The 15,539-nt window shown below is 67.5% G+C and carries 21 protein-coding genes and 1 pseudogene; 19 read left to right on the top strand and 3 right to left on the bottom strand.

What is annotated here, in order from left to right; genetic code table 11:
- The first annotated feature begins 13 nt into the window (after positions 1-13).
- The 15 genes from rplF to truA all read left to right on the top strand — a co-directional run bounded on the left by rplF (position 14) and on the right by truA (position 9,785).
- Positions 14-553, top strand: a complete 540-nt coding sequence (gene rplF / locus HJD23_RS16140; protein WP_141309630.1) for a 50S ribosomal protein L6 — start codon at positions 14-16, stop codon at positions 551-553.
- Positions 554-556: 3 nt separating this feature from the next.
- Entirely contained in the window at positions 557-940 is a 384-nt protein-coding gene (gene rplR / locus HJD23_RS16135; protein ID WP_095748088.1) for a 50S ribosomal protein L18, read from the top strand.
- A 40-nt stretch (positions 941-980) separates the two neighbouring features.
- Positions 981-1,589 (top strand): 30S ribosomal protein S5, encoded by a 609-nt coding sequence (rpsE, locus tag HJD23_RS16130; RefSeq protein WP_171114348.1) that lies wholly within the window; start codon positions 981-983, stop codon positions 1,587-1,589.
- A gap of 2 nt (positions 1,590-1,591) precedes the next feature.
- Positions 1,592-1,774, top strand: a complete 183-nt coding sequence (gene rpmD / locus HJD23_RS16125) for a 50S ribosomal protein L30 (protein ID WP_003998814.1) — start codon at positions 1,592-1,594, stop codon at positions 1,772-1,774.
- A 2-nt stretch (positions 1,775-1,776) separates the two neighbouring features.
- Positions 1,777-2,232 carry a 50S ribosomal protein L15 gene (gene rplO, locus HJD23_RS16120; protein WP_014674382.1) on the top strand — a complete coding sequence of 152 codons (456 nt, stop codon included), beginning with the start codon at positions 1,777-1,779 and terminating at the stop codon, positions 2,230-2,232.
- 243 nt (positions 2,233-2,475) lie between these two features.
- The gene (secY, locus tag HJD23_RS16115; RefSeq protein ID WP_171114349.1) at positions 2,476-3,789 is read left to right on the top strand and encodes a preprotein translocase subunit SecY; all 1,314 of its coding nucleotides are present in this window, start codon (positions 2,476-2,478) and stop codon (positions 3,787-3,789) included.
- Complete coding sequence (locus tag HJD23_RS16110; RefSeq protein WP_171114350.1) at positions 3,789-4,451, top strand: adenylate kinase; 663 nt, start codon at positions 3,789-3,791, stop codon at positions 4,449-4,451. The genes secY and HJD23_RS16110 overlap by 1 nt, the downstream gene beginning before the upstream one ends.
- A 134-nt stretch (positions 4,452-4,585) precedes the next feature.
- Entirely contained in the window at positions 4,586-5,422 is an 837-nt protein-coding gene (map, locus tag HJD23_RS16105; RefSeq protein ID WP_171114351.1) for a type I methionyl aminopeptidase, read from the top strand.
- Positions 5,423-5,564: 142 nt separating this feature from the next.
- Positions 5,565-5,786 (top strand): translation initiation factor IF-1, encoded by a 222-nt coding sequence (infA, locus tag HJD23_RS16100; protein ID WP_003948620.1) that lies wholly within the window; start codon positions 5,565-5,567, stop codon positions 5,784-5,786.
- A gap of 59 nt (positions 5,787-5,845) precedes the next feature.
- Positions 5,846-5,959: a 50S ribosomal protein L36 gene (gene rpmJ / locus HJD23_RS16095; protein ID WP_003998809.1), complete on the top strand. Its 114-nt coding sequence runs from the start codon at positions 5,846-5,848 to the stop codon at positions 5,957-5,959.
- Positions 5,960-6,152: 193 nt separating this feature from the next.
- Positions 6,153-6,533, top strand: a complete 381-nt coding sequence (rpsM, locus tag HJD23_RS16090) for a 30S ribosomal protein S13 (protein ID WP_037858429.1) — start codon at positions 6,153-6,155, stop codon at positions 6,531-6,533.
- A 65-nt stretch (positions 6,534-6,598) separates the two neighbouring features.
- Entirely contained in the window at positions 6,599-7,003 is a 405-nt protein-coding gene (rpsK, locus tag HJD23_RS16085; RefSeq protein ID WP_003956432.1) for a 30S ribosomal protein S11, read from the top strand.
- A 153-nt stretch (positions 7,004-7,156) separates the two neighbouring features.
- Positions 7,157-8,179 (top strand): DNA-directed RNA polymerase subunit alpha, encoded by a 1,023-nt coding sequence (locus tag HJD23_RS16080; RefSeq protein WP_003966937.1) that lies wholly within the window; start codon positions 7,157-7,159, stop codon positions 8,177-8,179.
- 96 nt (positions 8,180-8,275) lie between these two features.
- Positions 8,276-8,782: a 50S ribosomal protein L17 gene (rplQ, locus tag HJD23_RS16075; protein ID WP_141309634.1), complete on the top strand. Its 507-nt coding sequence runs from the start codon at positions 8,276-8,278 to the stop codon at positions 8,780-8,782.
- A gap of 142 nt (positions 8,783-8,924) precedes the next feature.
- Positions 8,925-9,785, top strand: a complete 861-nt coding sequence (truA, locus tag HJD23_RS16070) for a tRNA pseudouridine(38-40) synthase TruA (RefSeq protein ID WP_171114352.1) — start codon at positions 8,925-8,927, stop codon at positions 9,783-9,785.
- A gap of 8 nt (positions 9,786-9,793) precedes the next feature.
- On the opposite strand, the gene HJD23_RS16065 is transcribed toward truA, so the two are convergent.
- Positions 9,794-10,678, bottom strand: a complete 885-nt coding sequence (locus HJD23_RS16065; RefSeq protein WP_171114353.1) for a hypothetical protein — start codon at positions 10,676-10,678, stop codon at positions 9,794-9,796.
- A gap of 74 nt (positions 10,679-10,752) precedes the next feature.
- Here HJD23_RS16065 and HJD23_RS16060 point away from each other — a divergent pair, with 74 nt between their 5' ends.
- The 4 genes from HJD23_RS16060 to glmM all read left to right on the top strand — a co-directional run bounded on the left by HJD23_RS16060 (position 10,753) and on the right by glmM (position 13,850).
- Positions 10,753-11,001, top strand: coding sequence for a hypothetical protein (locus HJD23_RS16060; protein WP_171114354.1), 249 nt, complete (start codon positions 10,753-10,755; stop codon positions 10,999-11,001).
- A 285-nt stretch (positions 11,002-11,286) separates the two neighbouring features.
- Positions 11,287-11,730, top strand: a complete 444-nt coding sequence (gene rplM, locus HJD23_RS16055) for a 50S ribosomal protein L13 (RefSeq protein WP_171114355.1) — start codon at positions 11,287-11,289, stop codon at positions 11,728-11,730.
- A gap of 42 nt (positions 11,731-11,772) precedes the next feature.
- Positions 11,773-12,285 (top strand): 30S ribosomal protein S9, encoded by a 513-nt coding sequence (gene rpsI / locus HJD23_RS16050; protein WP_129799256.1) that lies wholly within the window; start codon positions 11,773-11,775, stop codon positions 12,283-12,285.
- Positions 12,286-12,491: 206 nt separating this feature from the next.
- Entirely contained in the window at positions 12,492-13,850 is a 1,359-nt protein-coding gene (gene glmM, locus HJD23_RS16045) for a phosphoglucosamine mutase (protein WP_171114356.1), read from the top strand.
- Positions 13,851-13,948: 98 nt separating this feature from the next.
- Here glmM and HJD23_RS43825 read toward each other — a convergent pair.
- Positions 13,949-14,519: pseudogene (locus tag HJD23_RS43825) on the bottom strand (hypothetical protein); the annotation flags it as partial.
- Between the two features lie 10 nt (positions 14,520-14,529).
- Positions 14,530-15,516, bottom strand: coding sequence for a type I pantothenate kinase (gene coaA / locus HJD23_RS16040; RefSeq protein ID WP_171114357.1), 987 nt, complete (start codon positions 15,514-15,516; stop codon positions 14,530-14,532).
- Positions 15,517-15,539 lie beyond the last annotated feature (23 nt).

Below are 15,539 nucleotides of genomic sequence, written 5' to 3'. Positions count from 1 at the left end.
GGAGGAAACAGCTATGTCGCGCATCGGCAAGCTCCCCATCGCGGTTCCCGCCGGCGTGGACGTCACCATCGACGGCCGCACGGTCTCGGTCAAGGGCCCCAAGGGCGAGCTGACCCACACCGTCGCCGCGCCGATCGAGATCGTCAAGGGTGAGGACGGCGTCCTGAACGTCACCCGCCCCAACGACGAGCGTCAGAACAAGGCCCTGCACGGCCTGTCCCGCACGCTGGTGGCGAACATGATCACCGGCGTGACCCAGGGTTACGTGAAGAAGCTCGAGATCAGCGGTGTCGGTTACCGCGTGCAGGCCAAGGGCTCGAACCTGGAGTTCGCGCTCGGCTACAGCCACCCGATCACGGTCGAGGCCCCCGAGGGCATCACCTTCAAGGTGGAGACCCCGACCCGTTTCTCGGTCGAGGGCATCGACAAGCAGAAGGTCGGCGAGGTTGCGGCCAACATCCGCAAGCTGCGCAAGCCGGACCCGTACAAGGCCAAGGGCGTCAAGTACGAGGGCGAAGTCATCCGCCGCAAGGTCGGAAAGGCGGGTAAGTAAGCCATGGCATACGGGCAGAAGATCCTGAAGGGCGACGCCTACAAGCGCGCCGCGATCAAGCGCCGTCACATCCGGATCCGCAAGCGGATCAACGGTACGGCGGAGCGTCCCCGTCTGGTCGTGACCCGCTCCAACCGCCACATCGTGGCCCAGGTGATCGACGACCTCAAGGGTCACACCCTTGCGTCGGCGTCCACCCTGGACACGTCGATCCGCGGTGCCGAGGGCGACAAGTCCGCGCAGGCCAAGCAGGTCGGCGCCCTGGTCGCCGAGCGTGCCAAGGCCGCCGGTGTCGAGGCCGTCGTATTCGACCGTGGTGGCAACCAGTACGCCGGGCGCATCGCCGCCCTGGCGGACGCCGCCCGCGAGGCCGGACTCAAGTTCTGAGTCGGTTCCGTAGCTAGCGGAAAAGAGAGAGGTAAATCCAATGGCTGGACCCCAGCGCCGCGGTGGCGGTGCCGGTGGCGGCGAGCGGCGGGACCGGAAGCGTGATGGTCGGGACGGTGGCGCCGCCGCCGAGAAGACCGCATACGTCGAGCGTGTCGTCGCGATCAACCGCGTCGCCAAGGTTGTGAAGGGTGGTCGTCGCTTCAGCTTCACCGCGCTGGTCGTGGTGGGCGACGGTGACGGCACCGTGGGTGTCGGATACGGCAAGGCCAAGGAGGTGCCGGCCGCCATCGCCAAGGGCGTTGAGGAGGCCAAGAAGCACTTCTTCAAGGTCCCCCGGATCCAGGGCACCATCCCGCACCCCATCCAGGGTGAGAAGGCTGCCGGCGTCGTGCTGCTCAAGCCCGCGTCCCCGGGTACCGGTGTGATCGCCGGTGGTCCGGTGCGTGCCGTGCTCGAGTGCGCCGGTATCCACGACGTGCTGTCGAAGTCGCTCGGCTCCGACAACGCGATCAACATCGTGCACGCGACCGTGGAGGCCCTGAAGGGTCTGCAGCGTCCCGAGGAGATCGCGGCCCGCCGCGGTCTGCCGCTGGAGGACGTCGCCCCCGCGGCTCTGCTGCGTGCGCGTGCCGGGGCGGGTGCGTAATCATGGCGCAGCTCAAGATCACGCAGGTCAAGTCCTACATCGGCAGCAAGCAGAACCACCGTGACACCCTGCGGTCGCTTGGTCTCAAGGGGATCAACACCGTGGTCGTCAAGGAGGACCGCCCCGAGTTCCGCGGCATGGTGCACACCGTCCGCCACCTCGTGACGGTCGAGGAGGTCGACTGATCATGGCGGAGCAGAACCCGCTGAAGATCCACAACCTCCGTCCGGCCCCCGGCGCCAAGACCGCCAAGACCCGTGTCGGTCGTGGTGAGGCGTCGAAGGGTAAGACGGCCGGTCGTGGTACCAAGGGCACCAAGGCCCGCTACCAGGTTCCGGAGCGCTTCGAGGGTGGCCAGATGCCGCTCCACATGCGTCTCCCGAAGCTGAAGGGCTTCAAGAACCCGTTCAAGACCGAGTACCAGGTCGTGAACCTCGACAAGCTGGCCGCGCTGTACCCGGAGGGTGGCGAGGTCACCGTCGAGGGTCTCGTCGCCAAGGGTGCTGTTCGCAAGAACAGCCTCGTCAAGGTCCTCGGCCAGGGCGAGATCTCCGTGGCGCTGCAGGTGACGGTCGACGCCGTCTCCGGCTCCGCCAAGGAGAAGATCACCGCCGCCGGCGGTACCGTCACCGAGCTCGTCTGAACGCATCAGGCGTCTCGATGACTTGAGCGATCCCGACCGGGGATGCCCCACAAATGGGGTATCCCCGGTTGGTCGTTCCAAGGGGGGCAGTCCCGCGGGTAAGGTGGCCTGCACTGCCAACTTTCACAGCTGCCGCACCTCGGGCACTTTGAGCGGCAGTTGACCGTTACCCATGTCGTTGTTCTATTGGAACCTCAAGACCGTCACCCTTGACGCAGATGCGCGGGGGTCGCAGGAGGCACCGTGCTCACCGCGTTCGCCCGGGCGTTCAAGACGCCCGACCTGCGCAAGAAGCTGCTCTTCACGCTCGGCATCATCGTGGTGTACCGGATCGGCACGCACATCCCGATTCCGGGCGTCGACTACCAGAACGTCCAGACCTGTATCGACGTAGCCAAGGGCAACCAGGGTCTGTTCGGTCTGGTCAACATGTTCAGCGGCGGGGCCCTGCTCCAGATCACGATCTTCGCGCTCGGCATCATGCCGTACATCACGGCGAGCATCATCCTGCAACTGCTGACGGTGGTGATCCCCCGCCTCGAAGCCCTCAAGAAGGAGGGTCAGGCCGGTACGGCGAAGATCACGCAGTACACCCGCTACCTGACCGTGGCGCTGGCCGTCCTGCAGGGCACCGGCCTCGTCGCCACCGCCCGCAGCGGCGCCCTCTTCTCCGGCTGCCCGGTGGCCAACCAGATCGTCCCCGACCAGTCGATCTTCGTCACCGTCACCATGGTCATCGTGATGACCGCCGGTACGGCCGTCGTGATGTGGCTCGGTGAGCTCATCACCGACCGCGGCATCGGCAACGGCATGTCGATCCTGATGTTCATCTCGATCGCCGCCACCTTCCCGGCCGCGCTGTGGGCCATCAAGCAGCAGGGCAGCCTGGCCGACGGCTGGATCGAGTTCGGCACGGTCATCCTCGTCGGCCTGTTCATGGTCGGCCTGGTGGTCTTCGTCGAGCAGGCGCAGCGCCGGATCCCCGTCCAGTACGCCAAGCGCATGATCGGCCGCCGGGCCTACGGCGGTACGTCCACGTACATCCCGCTCAAGGTGAACCAGGCGGGTGTGATTCCCGTCATCTTCGCCTCGTCGCTGCTCTACATCCCGGCGCTGATCGCGCAGTTCTCCAGCGGCACCTCGGGCTGGAAGACCTGGATCGAGGCTCACCTCGTCCAGGGCGATCACCCGATTTACATCAGTCTGTACTTCTTGCTCATTGTTTTCTTCGCGTTCTTCTACGTGGCGATCTCCTTCAACCCCGAGGAAGTCGCCGACAACATGAAGAAGTATGGTGGCTTCATCCCGGGCATCCGGGCTGGCCGACCGACCGCTGAGTATCTGAGCTACGTACTCAACCGGATCACCTGGCCGGGTTCGCTGTATCTGGGTCTGATCGCTCTCGTTCCGACAATGGCGTTGGTTGGTTTCGGGGCAAACCAGAACTTCCCGTTCGGCGGTACCAGCATCCTGATCATCGTGGGTGTCGGTCTCGAGACGGTGAAGCAGATTGAGAGCCAGCTCCAGCAGCGCAATTACGAAGGGTTCCTCCGCTGATGCGAATCGTCCTCGTCGGGCCGCCGGGTGCCGGTAAGGGTACGCAGGCCACGCGCCTTGCCGAGAAGCTGTCGATCCCGCACATCTCCACGGGCGACCTGTTCCGCGCCAACATCAGTCGGCAGACGGAGCTCGGCAAGCTGGCGAAGTCGTATATGGACGCCGGCAACCTGGTACCGGACGAGGTCACCATCGCCATGGCGAAGGACCGCATGGAGCAGCCGGACGCCGAGAACGGCTTCCTGCTGGACGGCTTCCCGCGCAATGTCTCGCAGGCCGAGGCGCTGGACGAGCTGCTCCAGTCCGAGGGCATCAAGCTGGACGCGGTGCTGGACCTGGAGGCCCCCGAGGACGAGGTCGTCAAGCGGATCGCCGGGCGGCGGATCTGCCGCAAGGACTCCGCGCACGTGTTCCACGTGACGTACAGCGCGCCGAAGAAGGAGGGCGTCTGCGACGTCTGCGGCGGTGAGCTGTACCAGCGGGACGACGACTCCGAGGAGACCGTGCGCAAGCGGCTGGAGGTCTATCACACGCAGACCGAGCCGATCATCGACTACTACAAGGCGCAGGGGCTGGTCGTGACCATCTCGGCGACGGGTGCGGTCGAAGAGGTCACGGGGCGTGCGCTGGGGGCACTCAAGCGCGAGGACGACGCTCAGTAGTCGTGTCAGTACGTGGTGGCGGCCGCGGTCCCTTGTGAAGGGGCCGCGGCCGCTGCGTGGGGTGGGCCGGTGCGGCAGCCCCGTATCGTGGAAGCAGTCCGTCCCTCCCCGGTCCAAGAAAGGCCGTCGTCTTCATGGTGCAGATCAAGAGTCCCGAGCAGATCGCCAAGATGCGTGAGGCCGGGCTGGTCGTCGCCGCCATTCACGCGGCCACGCGTGCGGCCGCGGTGCCCGGGGCCAGCACGAAGGATCTGGACGAGGTCGCGCGCAAGGTGCTCGCGGAGCACGGAGCGAAGTCGAACTTCCTGGGGTACGGCGGCTTCCCCGCGACCATCTGCACCTCGGCGAACGAGGTCGTCGTCCATGGCATCCCGTCCGACGACGTCGTGCTCAAGGACGGGGACATCATCTCCATCGACGCCGGCGCGATCGTCGACGGGTGGCACGGTGACGCCGCCTACACGGCGTTCGTGGGGTCCGGTCACGCTCCGGAGCTGGTCGAGCTGTCTCGGGTGACCGAGGAGTCGATGTGGGCCGGTATCGCGGCCATGAAGCAGGGCAACCGGCTCGTCGACATCTCCCGGGCCATCGAGACGTACATCCGCCGCCAGCCGAAGCCCGGCGGCGGGCGGTACGGGATCATCGAGGACTACGGCGGTCATGGCATCGGCAGCGAGATGCACATGGACCCGCACCTGCTGAACTACGTCGACCGGCGCCGGGGCAAGGGCCCGAAGCTGGTCCCCGGCTTCTGCCTCGCCATCGAGCCGATGGTCTCCCTGGGCACCCCGAAGACGGAGGTCCTGGAGGACGACTGGACGGTCGTCACGACCGACGGCACCTGGTCCTCGCACTGGGAACACTCGGTCGCCCTGACCGAGCAGGGCCCGCTGGTCCTGACGGCCCCGGACGGGGGCAGGGCGAAGCTGGCGGAGTACGGGGTCACGGCGGCCCCCGATCCCCTCGCATGATGATCTTCTGTGAGGGGCAGACTGGCTCGATTCGTGTTTCCGGGTGCGCTGACGTAGACTGACTCGTCGGCTCTTGTGTACCCGCATGTCTGCATGCGCTCACAGTGAGTCGATCAAGGTAGTCGATTCCGAAGGGCAAAGCGTGGCCAAGAAGCAAGGTGCCATCGAGATCGAGGGCACTGTCGTCGAGTCTCTGCCGAACGCCATGTTCAAGGTCGAGCTCCAGAACGGCCACCAGGTCCTGGCACACATCAGCGGCAAGATGCGTATGCACTACATCCGCATCCTCCCTGACGACCGGGTCGTGGTGGAGCTGTCTCCGTACGACCTGACGCGTGGCCGGATCGTCTACCGCTACAAGTAGATCTTGCCCGCGCCCCGGGCTCCCCGAGGCGATGGCACTGACCCGGAGAACCTCACCCCATGAAGGTCAAGCCGAGCGTCAAGAAGATCTGCGACAAGTGCAGGGTGATCCGCCGTCACGGCCGGGTCATGGTCATCTGCGAGAACCCGCGCCACAAGCAGCGCCAGGGCTGACCGCACGACCTACCCCTCTGCACCGCTTTCGCAGAGATTCGCGCGACGCGAGCTGAATATGTTCATACGCAGGGCCCGAGCCGCGCGACGGCTTGATACCCCCGGTCGGAGGCCGGGGACCCAGTCCGTACCTGATACGGCGGCTGGGAACCGGTCCTGTGGAAGACCTCCGAAGATCACCAGGAGCCATTGAATGGCACGCGTTTCCGGTGTCGACATCCCGCGCGAAAAGCGCGTGGAGGTCGCCCTCACCTACGTGTTCGGCATCGGCCGGACCCTTTCGCAGCAGACGCTGGCCGCCACCGGCGTCGACCCGAACACCCGCGTCCGCGACCTCTCCGAGGAGCAGCTCGTCGCGATCCGCGAGTACGTCGACAACAACATCAAGACCGAGGGTGACCTCCGTCGCGAGATCCAGGCCGACATCCGCCGCAAGGTCGAGATCGGCTGCTACCAGGGTCTGCGGCACCGCCGTGGCCTGCCCGTCCGCGGTCAGCGCACCAGCACCAACGCCCGCACCCGCAAGGGCCCGCGTCGCGCCATCGCCGGCAAGAAGAAGCCGGGCAAGAAGTAGTCCGCAGCGGACCACCGTCCACGGTCTTCGCTGTAGGACCGACCACCTCCCGTAGGAGTTAAGAGATGCCCCCCAAGGGACGTCAGGGCGCTGCCAAGAAGGTGCGCCGCAAGGAAAAGAAGAACGTCGCTCACGGCCACGCGCACATCAAGAGCACGTTCAACAACACGATCGTTTCCATCACGGACCCGTCCGGCAACGTGATCTCCTGGGCCTCCGCCGGCCACGTCGGCTTCAAGGGCTCCCGGAAGTCCACGCCGTTCGCCGCGCAGATGGCCGCCGAGTCGGCTGCCCGCCGCGCTCAGGAGCACGGCATGCGCAAGGTCGACGTGTTCGTGAAGGGTCCGGGTTCGGGTCGTGAGACCGCGATCCGTTCGCTCCAGGCGACCGGTCTCGAGGTCGGCTCCATCCAGGACGTCACCCCGACCCCGCACAACGGCTGCCGTCCGCCGAAGCGCCGTCGCGTCTGACGTACGGGCGCTTCGTCCGGTCTGTGGTTTCGGGCGGTACGGCTCTTCGGGGCCGTATCGCCCGTACCCTTGCAGTACCCGTCCCTTTTGCCGGGGACGGTTCCGTCGGGCGTCAAATAGCGGGCGTCCACGACAGAAGGATCTGATCCACACATGCTGATCGCTCAGCGTCCCTCGTTGACCGAAGAGGTCGTCGACGAGTTCCGCTCCCGGTTCGTGATCGAGCCGCTGGAGCCGGGCTTCGGCTACACCCTCGGCAACTCCCTCCGCCGTACGCTCCTGTCGTCGATCCCCGGCGCTGCTGTCACCAGCATCCGCATCGACGGTGTCCTGCACGAGTTCACCACCGTGCCGGGCGTCAAGGAGGACGTCACCGACCTGATCCTCAACATCAAGCAGCTGGTCGTCTCCTCGGAGCACGACGAGCCGGTCGTGATGTACCTGCGCAAGCAGGGTCCGGGTCTGGTCACCGCCGCCGACATCGCGCCCCCGGCCGGTGTCGAGGTGCACAACCCCGACCTCGTCCTCGCCACGCTCAACGGCAAGGGCAAGCTGGAGATGGAGCTGACGGTCGAGCGTGGCCGCGGTTACGTCTCCGCCGTGCAGAACAAGCAGGTGGGCCAGGAGATCGGCCGTATCCCGGTCGACTCCATCTACTCGCCGGTGCTGAAGGTCACGTACAAGGTCGAGGCCACGCGTGTCGAGCAGCGCACCGACTTCGACAAGCTGATCGTCGACGTCGAGACCAAGCAGGCGATGCGTCCGCGTGACGCCATGGCCTCCGCCGGTAAGACGCTGGTCGAGCTGTTCGGTCTCGCCCGCGAGCTGAACATCGACGCCGAGGGCATCGACATGGGCCCGTCCCCCACGGACGCCGCTCTTGCCGCTGACCTGGCGCTGCCGATCGAGGAGCTGGAGCTCACCGTTCGGTCGTACAACTGCCTCAAGCGTGAGGGCATCCACTCCGTGGGTGAGCTGGTCGCGCGCAGCGAGGCCGACCTGCTCGACATTCGTAACTTCGGTGCGAAGTCGATCGACGAGGTCAAGGCGAAGCTGGCCGGCATGGGCCTGGCCCTGAAGGACAGCCCGCCCGGATTCGACCCGACCGCCGCCGCCGACGCCTTCGGTGCGGACGACGACGCGGACGCGGGTTTCGTGGAGACCGAGCAGTACTGATCAGTACTTGATCGGTCGTTGCCGGTGAGCATCCGCTCATCGGGTTCCTGACCCCGGTACCTGATACGGCCGGGGCAGACACACAGGAGAAGAACAATGCCGAAGCCCACCAAGGGTGCCCGTCTGGGCGGCAGTGCCGCGCACGAGAAGCTGATGCTCGCGAACCTCGCGAAGTCGCTGTTCGAGCACGGCCGTATCACCACCACCGAGGCGAAGGCCCGCCGCCTGCGCCCGTACGCCGAGCGTCTGATCACCAAGGCGAAGAAGGGTGACCTTCACAACCGCCGTCAGGTGCTCCAGGTCATCACGGACAAGGGCGTCGTCCACACGCTCTTCACCGAGATCGGCCCGCGCTACGAGAACCGTCCGGGTGGCTACACCCGTATCACCAAGATCGGTAACCGCCGTGGCGACAACGCGCCCATGGCCGTCATCGAGCTGGTCGAGGCGCTGACGGTTGCTCAGCAGGCCACGGGTGAGGCCGAGGCTGCGACGAAGCGTGCGGTCAAGGAGGCCGAGGCTGCGGAGGCTACTGAGGCTGCTGAGGACAAGGTCGATGTGACCAAGGCCGAGGATGCCGCCGAGGAGTCGAAGGACGCGTAAGCGTTCTGCCGGGGGCTGTTTCGATGGCGGGTGCGGCTTTCGTCGTGGCTTGTCGCGCAGTTCCCCGCGCCCCTTGAGGGCGTTGCGGGCCCGTTCCTTTCGAGGAGCGGGCCCGCTCTTGTGTTGCTGAGAGGATCTGTACGTGAGTGATGTAGCAGCGCCCGGTTTCGTTCGTGTCCGGCTCGACCTGTCCTATGACGGCAGCGCGTTCCATGGGTGGGCCAAGCAGGCCGGTGGGAAGCGGACCGTGCAGGGTGAGATCGAGGACGCCCTGGCGACCGTGACGCGGTCGCGGCACACGACGTACGAGCTGACCGTGGCCGGGCGGACGGACGCCGGCGTGCATGCGCGGGGCCAGGTGGCGCACGTCGATCTGCCCCGGGAGGTGTGGGCGGAGCAGAACGGGAAGCTGCTCAAGCGGCTCGCCGGGCGGCTGCCCAAGGATGTGCGGGTGTGGGCCCTGCGCGAGGCCCCGGCCGGTTTCAACGCCCGTTTCTCGGCGATCTGGCGCCGTTACGCCTACCGCGTCACCGACAACCCGGGCGGCGTGGACCCGCTGCTGCGGGGCCACGTTCTCTGGCACGACTGGCCGCTCGACGTCGACGCGATGAACGAGGCGGCTCAGAGGCTGCTGGGGGAGCACGACTTCGCCGCCTACTGCAAGAAGCGGGAGGGGGCCACGACCATCCGGACGTTGCAGGAGCTGAGCCTCGTGCGGGGCGAGGACGGGATCATCACCGCGACCGTGCGGGCCGACGCCTTCTGCCACAACATGGTGCGCTCGCTGATCGGCGCGCTGCTGTTCGTGGGCGACGGGCACCGCCCGCCGGACTGGCCGGGGAAGGTGCTCGCCGCCGGCGTACGGGATTCCGCGGTGCACGTCGTACGGCCGCACGGGCTGACGCTGGAGGAGGTCGGCTACCCGGCGGACGACCGGCTGGCCGCGCGCAACAAGGAGGCGCGCAACAAGCGGACGCTGCCGGGTACGGCGGGGTGCTGCTGACCGGCGTCCTACTCGTTCGCCGCCGCCGACGCCTGTGCCTCGCCGCGCCTGCGGATCTGGCGGAAGGTGAACTCGGCCAGGTCGTCGCCGGTGGAGAAGACCGCCGTGTCCTTGGGGGTCACGTCGTTGCCGTTGGTGAAGCCGGCGATGGTGAAGTAGGCGTAGCGGCCGTAGGAGTTGGTAGTGGAGCGGCAGACGGCGGCGTTGCAGAAGGCCTTGACGCCGCCGCCGGACAGGGACTCCACGATGCTCTTGCTGTCGGCCTGCTTCTTGGCCTTGGCGGCCTGCGCCTCGGTGTCGAAGACGGCCACGCCGACCGTCACCGCGATGCCGTCCTTGGTGTAGGTGACGCGCAGCATACGGGTGCAGTCGTTGGCGGTGAGGACCTTGGGGAGGGTGCCCGCGGCGGCCGTGGCGCAGCTCTTGGTGTCGGCCGTCGGGCCCTTCTTGTAGACCGTCTCGCCCATGGTCAGCTGGGTGCCGGGGAAGAGGCCGGTCACGCTGAGCGGGGCGGTGTCCTTGGTCTTGCTGGCGACGAAGTCCTTCGGGTCCAGCGGCGGCGGGGCGCTGGTCGGCGCGAAGGACGGGGCCGGGGCGCTGGACTCGCTGGGGATGTCGGCGGTCGCGGGCAGCTGGGAGGTCGGGTTGTTCGACGCCTGGCTGTTGCCGTCCGCGGAGACGACGGCCACCGCGACGGCGGTGCCGATCGCGACGGTCGCCAGCGCGCCGCCGCCGATGAACAGCAGCCGGCGCCGCTTGTTGCGCGCCTCGGAGGCCTCGGCGAGCGCGGCCCAGTCCGGCGTCTGGTCGCTGCTGCCGCTGTTCCACGGCTGCTGCGAATGTGGTTTCCAGGGATCCCACTGGGACTGGGGTCCCCCCTGCCCATAGCTCATGGGGCGCAGTTTAGACGGGCCGAGGGGTGTGCTGGTCCGTCTCAACGAGCCCTGGAACCCCTAGCGTTCGCTCCATGAGCACGGGCAAATACGGCATCTGTGGGTGGTTGGTACGAAGGGTCGCGGGCGGCCTGTGGGGGGTGCTCGTCGAGATCGCGGTGGGCGTGGTGCTCTCGGGGACCCGGATGGCGGGTCCGTCGTACGACCTTCTGCTGCTGGTCGTGCCGCGTTGCTGCTCGGCGCGGGCGCGCCACAGGGCGCGGCGGGCCCTCACGTTCTGTGTGGCGGCCGTGACCGTGCGGGGCGAGCGTGCGGGGCTTTGAGTGTGGCCGCGAACACGCTCGGAAAGTGGGCCGTAAAATGGGGCGCGGAGCGGGCTCCCCGGCCGTCGTCCACCCGTTTTGACCGTGTGGACACGCCCCGGGTATCCTGCTTCTTCGTTGTGTATTGGCTTGCTCATTCTCACGGGACGGGCCCTTACACCGGTCCACCGGGCCGATGACCAGCGACCAGCACGCGGTTTGCGTCACCGCTGTGCGGTCAGGGCTGTCGTGATCGTTTCGGTGACCTTGTCTAGGACCATTCACTCGAAGCGAAGGCTACGAACCGTGCGTACGTACAGCCCCAAGCCCGGCGATGTGACGCGCCAGTGGCACGTCATTGACGCTCAGGACGTCGTCCTGGGCCGACTCGCCACCACTGCCGCCACCCTCCTCCGGGGCAAGCACAAGCCGATCTACGCGCCGCACGTCGACGCTGGTGACTTCGTCATCATCATCAACGCCGACAAGGTGCACCTCTCCGGCAACAAGCGGACCCAGAAGATGGCGTACCGCCACTCCGGCTACCCGGGTGGTCTGCGCTCCGTCCGCTACGACGAGCTGCTGGACAAGAACCCCGAGAAGGCCATCGAGAAGGCCGTCAAGGGCATGCTCCCCAAGAACTCCCTGGGCCGTCAGATGCTCTCCAAGCTGAAGGTCTACCGCGGCGAGAACCACCCCCACGCTGCCCAGCAGCCGGTTCCGTTCGAGATCACCCAGGTCGCGCAGTAAGTCCGGCCACCCCCTAAGACTGAAGAGAATCTGAGGAGAATCGTGGCCGAGACCACTGCCGAGCAGCCGCTCGAAGAGCTTGACATCGACAGCTACACCACCGAGTCCGAGGTCCCCGTCGAGGGCGAGTACACCTCGGAGTCCATGGCCTCCCGCTTCGGCGAGCCCCAGCCGGCCGCCGGCCTGGGCCGCCGCAAGAACGCCATCGCCCGCGTCCGGATCGTCCCGGGCTCCGGCAAGTGGAAGATCAACGGTCGCACCCTTGAGGACTACTTCCCGAACAAGGTGCACCAGCAGGAGGTCAACGAGCCCTTCAAGGTGCTCGAGCTGGAAGGCCGTTACGACGTCATCGCCCGCATCGCCGGTGGCGGTGTCTCCGGTCAGGCCGGTGCGCTCCGTCTCGGTGTCGCCCGTGCGCTGAACGAGGCCGACGTCGACAACAACCGCGGTCCGCTGAAGAAGGCGGGCTTCCTGCGCCGCGACGACCGTGCGGTCGAGCGCAAGAAGGCCGGTCTGAAGAAGGCCCGCAAGGCTCCGCAGTACAGCAAGCGCTAAGCGCGGGCCGTACTCCGAACGCCCCGACGGCACGCCATGGTGCCGCCGGGGCGTTCGTTTATCACAGACACAGGCGTATAACGGCACAAGACGCTCAAAGTTTTGTGTGATCGGATGGTCAGGCATCGTATGCCTGGGACCCGGGAGCCGCATGCGTGGGCCGCACCCGCAGGGCTACCCGAACTGACGTTTCCTCAGGAGGACAAGTGGGACGACTCTTCGGCACGGACGGCGTGCGCGGTGTCGCCAACGCGGATCTGACGGCCGAGATGGCGCTCGGTCTGTCCGTCGCGGCGGCCCACGTGCTGGCCGAGGCGGGCACCTTCGCGGGCCACCGGCCGACGGCGGTGGTCGGGCGGGACCCGCGCGCGTCCGGGGAGTTCCTGGAGGCCGCGGTGGTCGCCGGCCTCGCCAGCGCGGGCGTGGACGTCCTGCGGGTCGGTGTGCTGCCGACGCCGGCGGTGGCGTATCTGACCGGCGCGCTGGGGGCCGACCTCGGCGTCATGCTCTCCGCCAGCCACAACGCCATGCCGGACAACGGCATCAAGTTCTTCGCGCGCGGCGGGCACAAGCTGCCGGACGAGATCGAGAACCGGATCGAGTCCGTCTACGAGGAGCACCGGCGCGGTGAGCCCTGGGAGCGGCCGACCGGGGCCGGCGTCGGGCGGGTGCGGGACTACGAGGAGGGCTTCGACCAGTACGTCGCGCATCTGCTGGGCGTTCTGCCGAACCGGCTCGACGGGCTGAAGATCGTCCTCGACGAGGCGCACGGGGCCGCGTCGCGGGTGTCGCCGGAGGCGTTCGCGCGGGCCGGGGCCGAGGTCGTCACGATCGGGGCCGAGCCGGACGGGCTGAACATCAACGACGGGTGCGGGTCGACGCACCTGCAGCAGCTGAAGGCCGCGGTGGTCGAGCACGGGGCCGACTTCGGTATCGCGCACGACGGTGACGCGGACCGGTGCCTCGCCGTGGACCACACCGGTGAGGAGGTCGACGGCGACCAGATTCTGGCCGTGCTCGCGCTGGCGATGCGGGAGCGTTCCGTACTGCGCTCCGGCACCGTTGTCGCGACCGTGATGTCGAATCTGGGCTTCAAGCTGGCCATGGAGCGCGAAGGGATCCAGCTGGTCCAGACGGCGGTCGGGGACCGGTACGTGCTGGAGGAGATGAAGGAGCACGGCTACGCGCTCGGCGGCGAGCAGTCCGGGCACGTGATCGTCCTCGACCACGCGACGACCGGGGACGGCACGCTCACGGGGCTGATGCTGGCGGCGCGGGTCGCGGAGAGCGGGCGGTCGCTGCGGGAGCTGGCCGGTGTGATGGAGCGGCTGCCGCAGGTGCTGATCAATGTGCCGGACGTGGACAAGTCCCGGGTCGGGAGCTCGGCCGAGCTTGCCGTTGCCGTCGCTGAGGCGGAACAGGAACTGGGGGCTACGGGGCGGGTGCTGCTGCGGCCTTCGGGGACCGAGCCGTTGGTGCGGGTGATGGTTGAGGCTGCGGATATCGATCAGGCTCGGTCCGTGGCGGGGCGGTTGGCTGATGCGGTGAAGTCGGCGCTTGGGTAGTGCTTCGTTCCCGGTGGGGGCGGGGGTTTCTGTTCGCCGCGGACCGACCGTTGTGTGTGGTTGCTCGCGCAGTTCCCCGCGCCCCTTCGACCGGCGTTGCTTCGGCGGCGTCGTCGGGTGGACCAGAGCCACTTCTGGGTCAGGAGGGTGAGGGTGCCGGCCAGGAGGATGCCGAGCAGGTTGAGCAGAAGTTGCTCGATGAAGCCCACCGTTTGACCAGGGACCCGGTCTGTGGCCGGGCGCCCTCCAACTGGTCCTCGGTGAACAGGCCGACATGCACCGCCCTCGTGCAACGCCACCGCCATCGCGCCCACGATCAGGATCGCGTTGTCGAGGACGACACCGCAGGCCGCGATCATCGTGGCCGGCGTGATGAACGCGAGGTACGTGATCGACAGGGTCGACTCCTCGTGCGTCGCGTCGGTCAGGTGTTCCCACAGCACCGCGTCCGCGGCTTCGCCCGGAGCCTCCTTCTCGGCTCGCGGCTTCGCCGGGAGCCTCCTTCTCGGCTTTCTCGGCGCGCTTGGACAGCGACAGGTCGAGCTTCTCGACGGCGATCGAGCCGCAGTCCTCGATGCCCAGTTCCTGGAGTCCGCTGAGCAGTTCGTCGCCCGCCTCGCGGGCCACGTCACAGGTCACCACGTCCCCGGCCGGGTTGCGGGCGGCGCCCCGCCCCGCGTCACAGCTTGCGCAGGCGGAGGCGCTGGACCTTGTGGTCGGGCCCCTTGCGGACAACCAGGGTGGCGCGGCTCCGGGTGGGGGCGATGTTCTCGACGAGGTTGGGTTTGTTGATGGTGCGCCAGAGAGTCCGGGCGTAGTCGAGGGCTTCTCCCTCGGAGACCTGGGTGTACTTGCGGAAGTAGGAGTCCGGCTTCTGGAAGGCCGTCTGGCGGAGCTTCTTGAAGCGGCTGAGGTACCAGCTCTCGATGTCCTCGGCGCTCGCGTCGACGTACACGCTGAAGTCGAAGTAGTCGGCGAGGCCGACCCGGGTGCGGCCGTCCTTGCCGGGGAGGGCGGGCTGGAGGACGTTCAGGCCCTCGACGATCAGGATGTCGGGGCGGCGTACGACGAGCCGCTCGCCGGGGACGATGTCGTAGATGAGGTGGGAGTAGACGGGGGCGGTGACCTCGTCCTTGCCCGCCTTGATGTCGGCGACGAAACGGGTGAGGGCGCGGCGGTCGTAGGACTCGGGGAAACCTTTCCGCGACATCAGGCCGCGGGCTTCCAGTTCCTTGGTGGGCAGCAGGAAGCCGTCGGTGGTGACCAGCTCGACGCGCGGGTGCTCGGGCCAGCGGGAGAGCAGGGCCTGCAGGAGGCGGGCCACGGTGGACTTGCCGACCGCGACCGAGCCGGCGACGCCTATGACGAAGGGGGTGCCGGACTGGGAGCCCTGTTCGCCGAGGAACGTGTTGAGCGCGCCTCTGAGGCCGTCGGTGGCGGCGACGTAGAGATTGAGCAGCCGGGAGAGCGGGAGGTAGATGTCCCGCACCTCGTCGAGGTCGATGACATCGCCGAGGCCGCGCAGCTTCTCGACTTCCTCCGCCGTCAGCGGCAACGGGGTCTTGTCGCGCAGCGCGCTCCACTCGGCGCGGGTGAGGTCGACGTAGGGAGTCGCCTCCGGCCGGGGCCGGTGGGCGCTCCGCGTCGGGGAGACCGGAGAGATCACAGTCCATTGTTACGGGAGTCTGA

Source organism: Streptomyces sp. Z423-1, from assembly GCF_013009255.1.
Lineage (GTDB): Bacteria > Actinomycetota > Actinomycetes > Streptomycetales > Streptomycetaceae > Streptomyces > Streptomyces gossypiisoli.
This window is presented reverse-complemented; position numbering and strand designations above follow the sequence as displayed.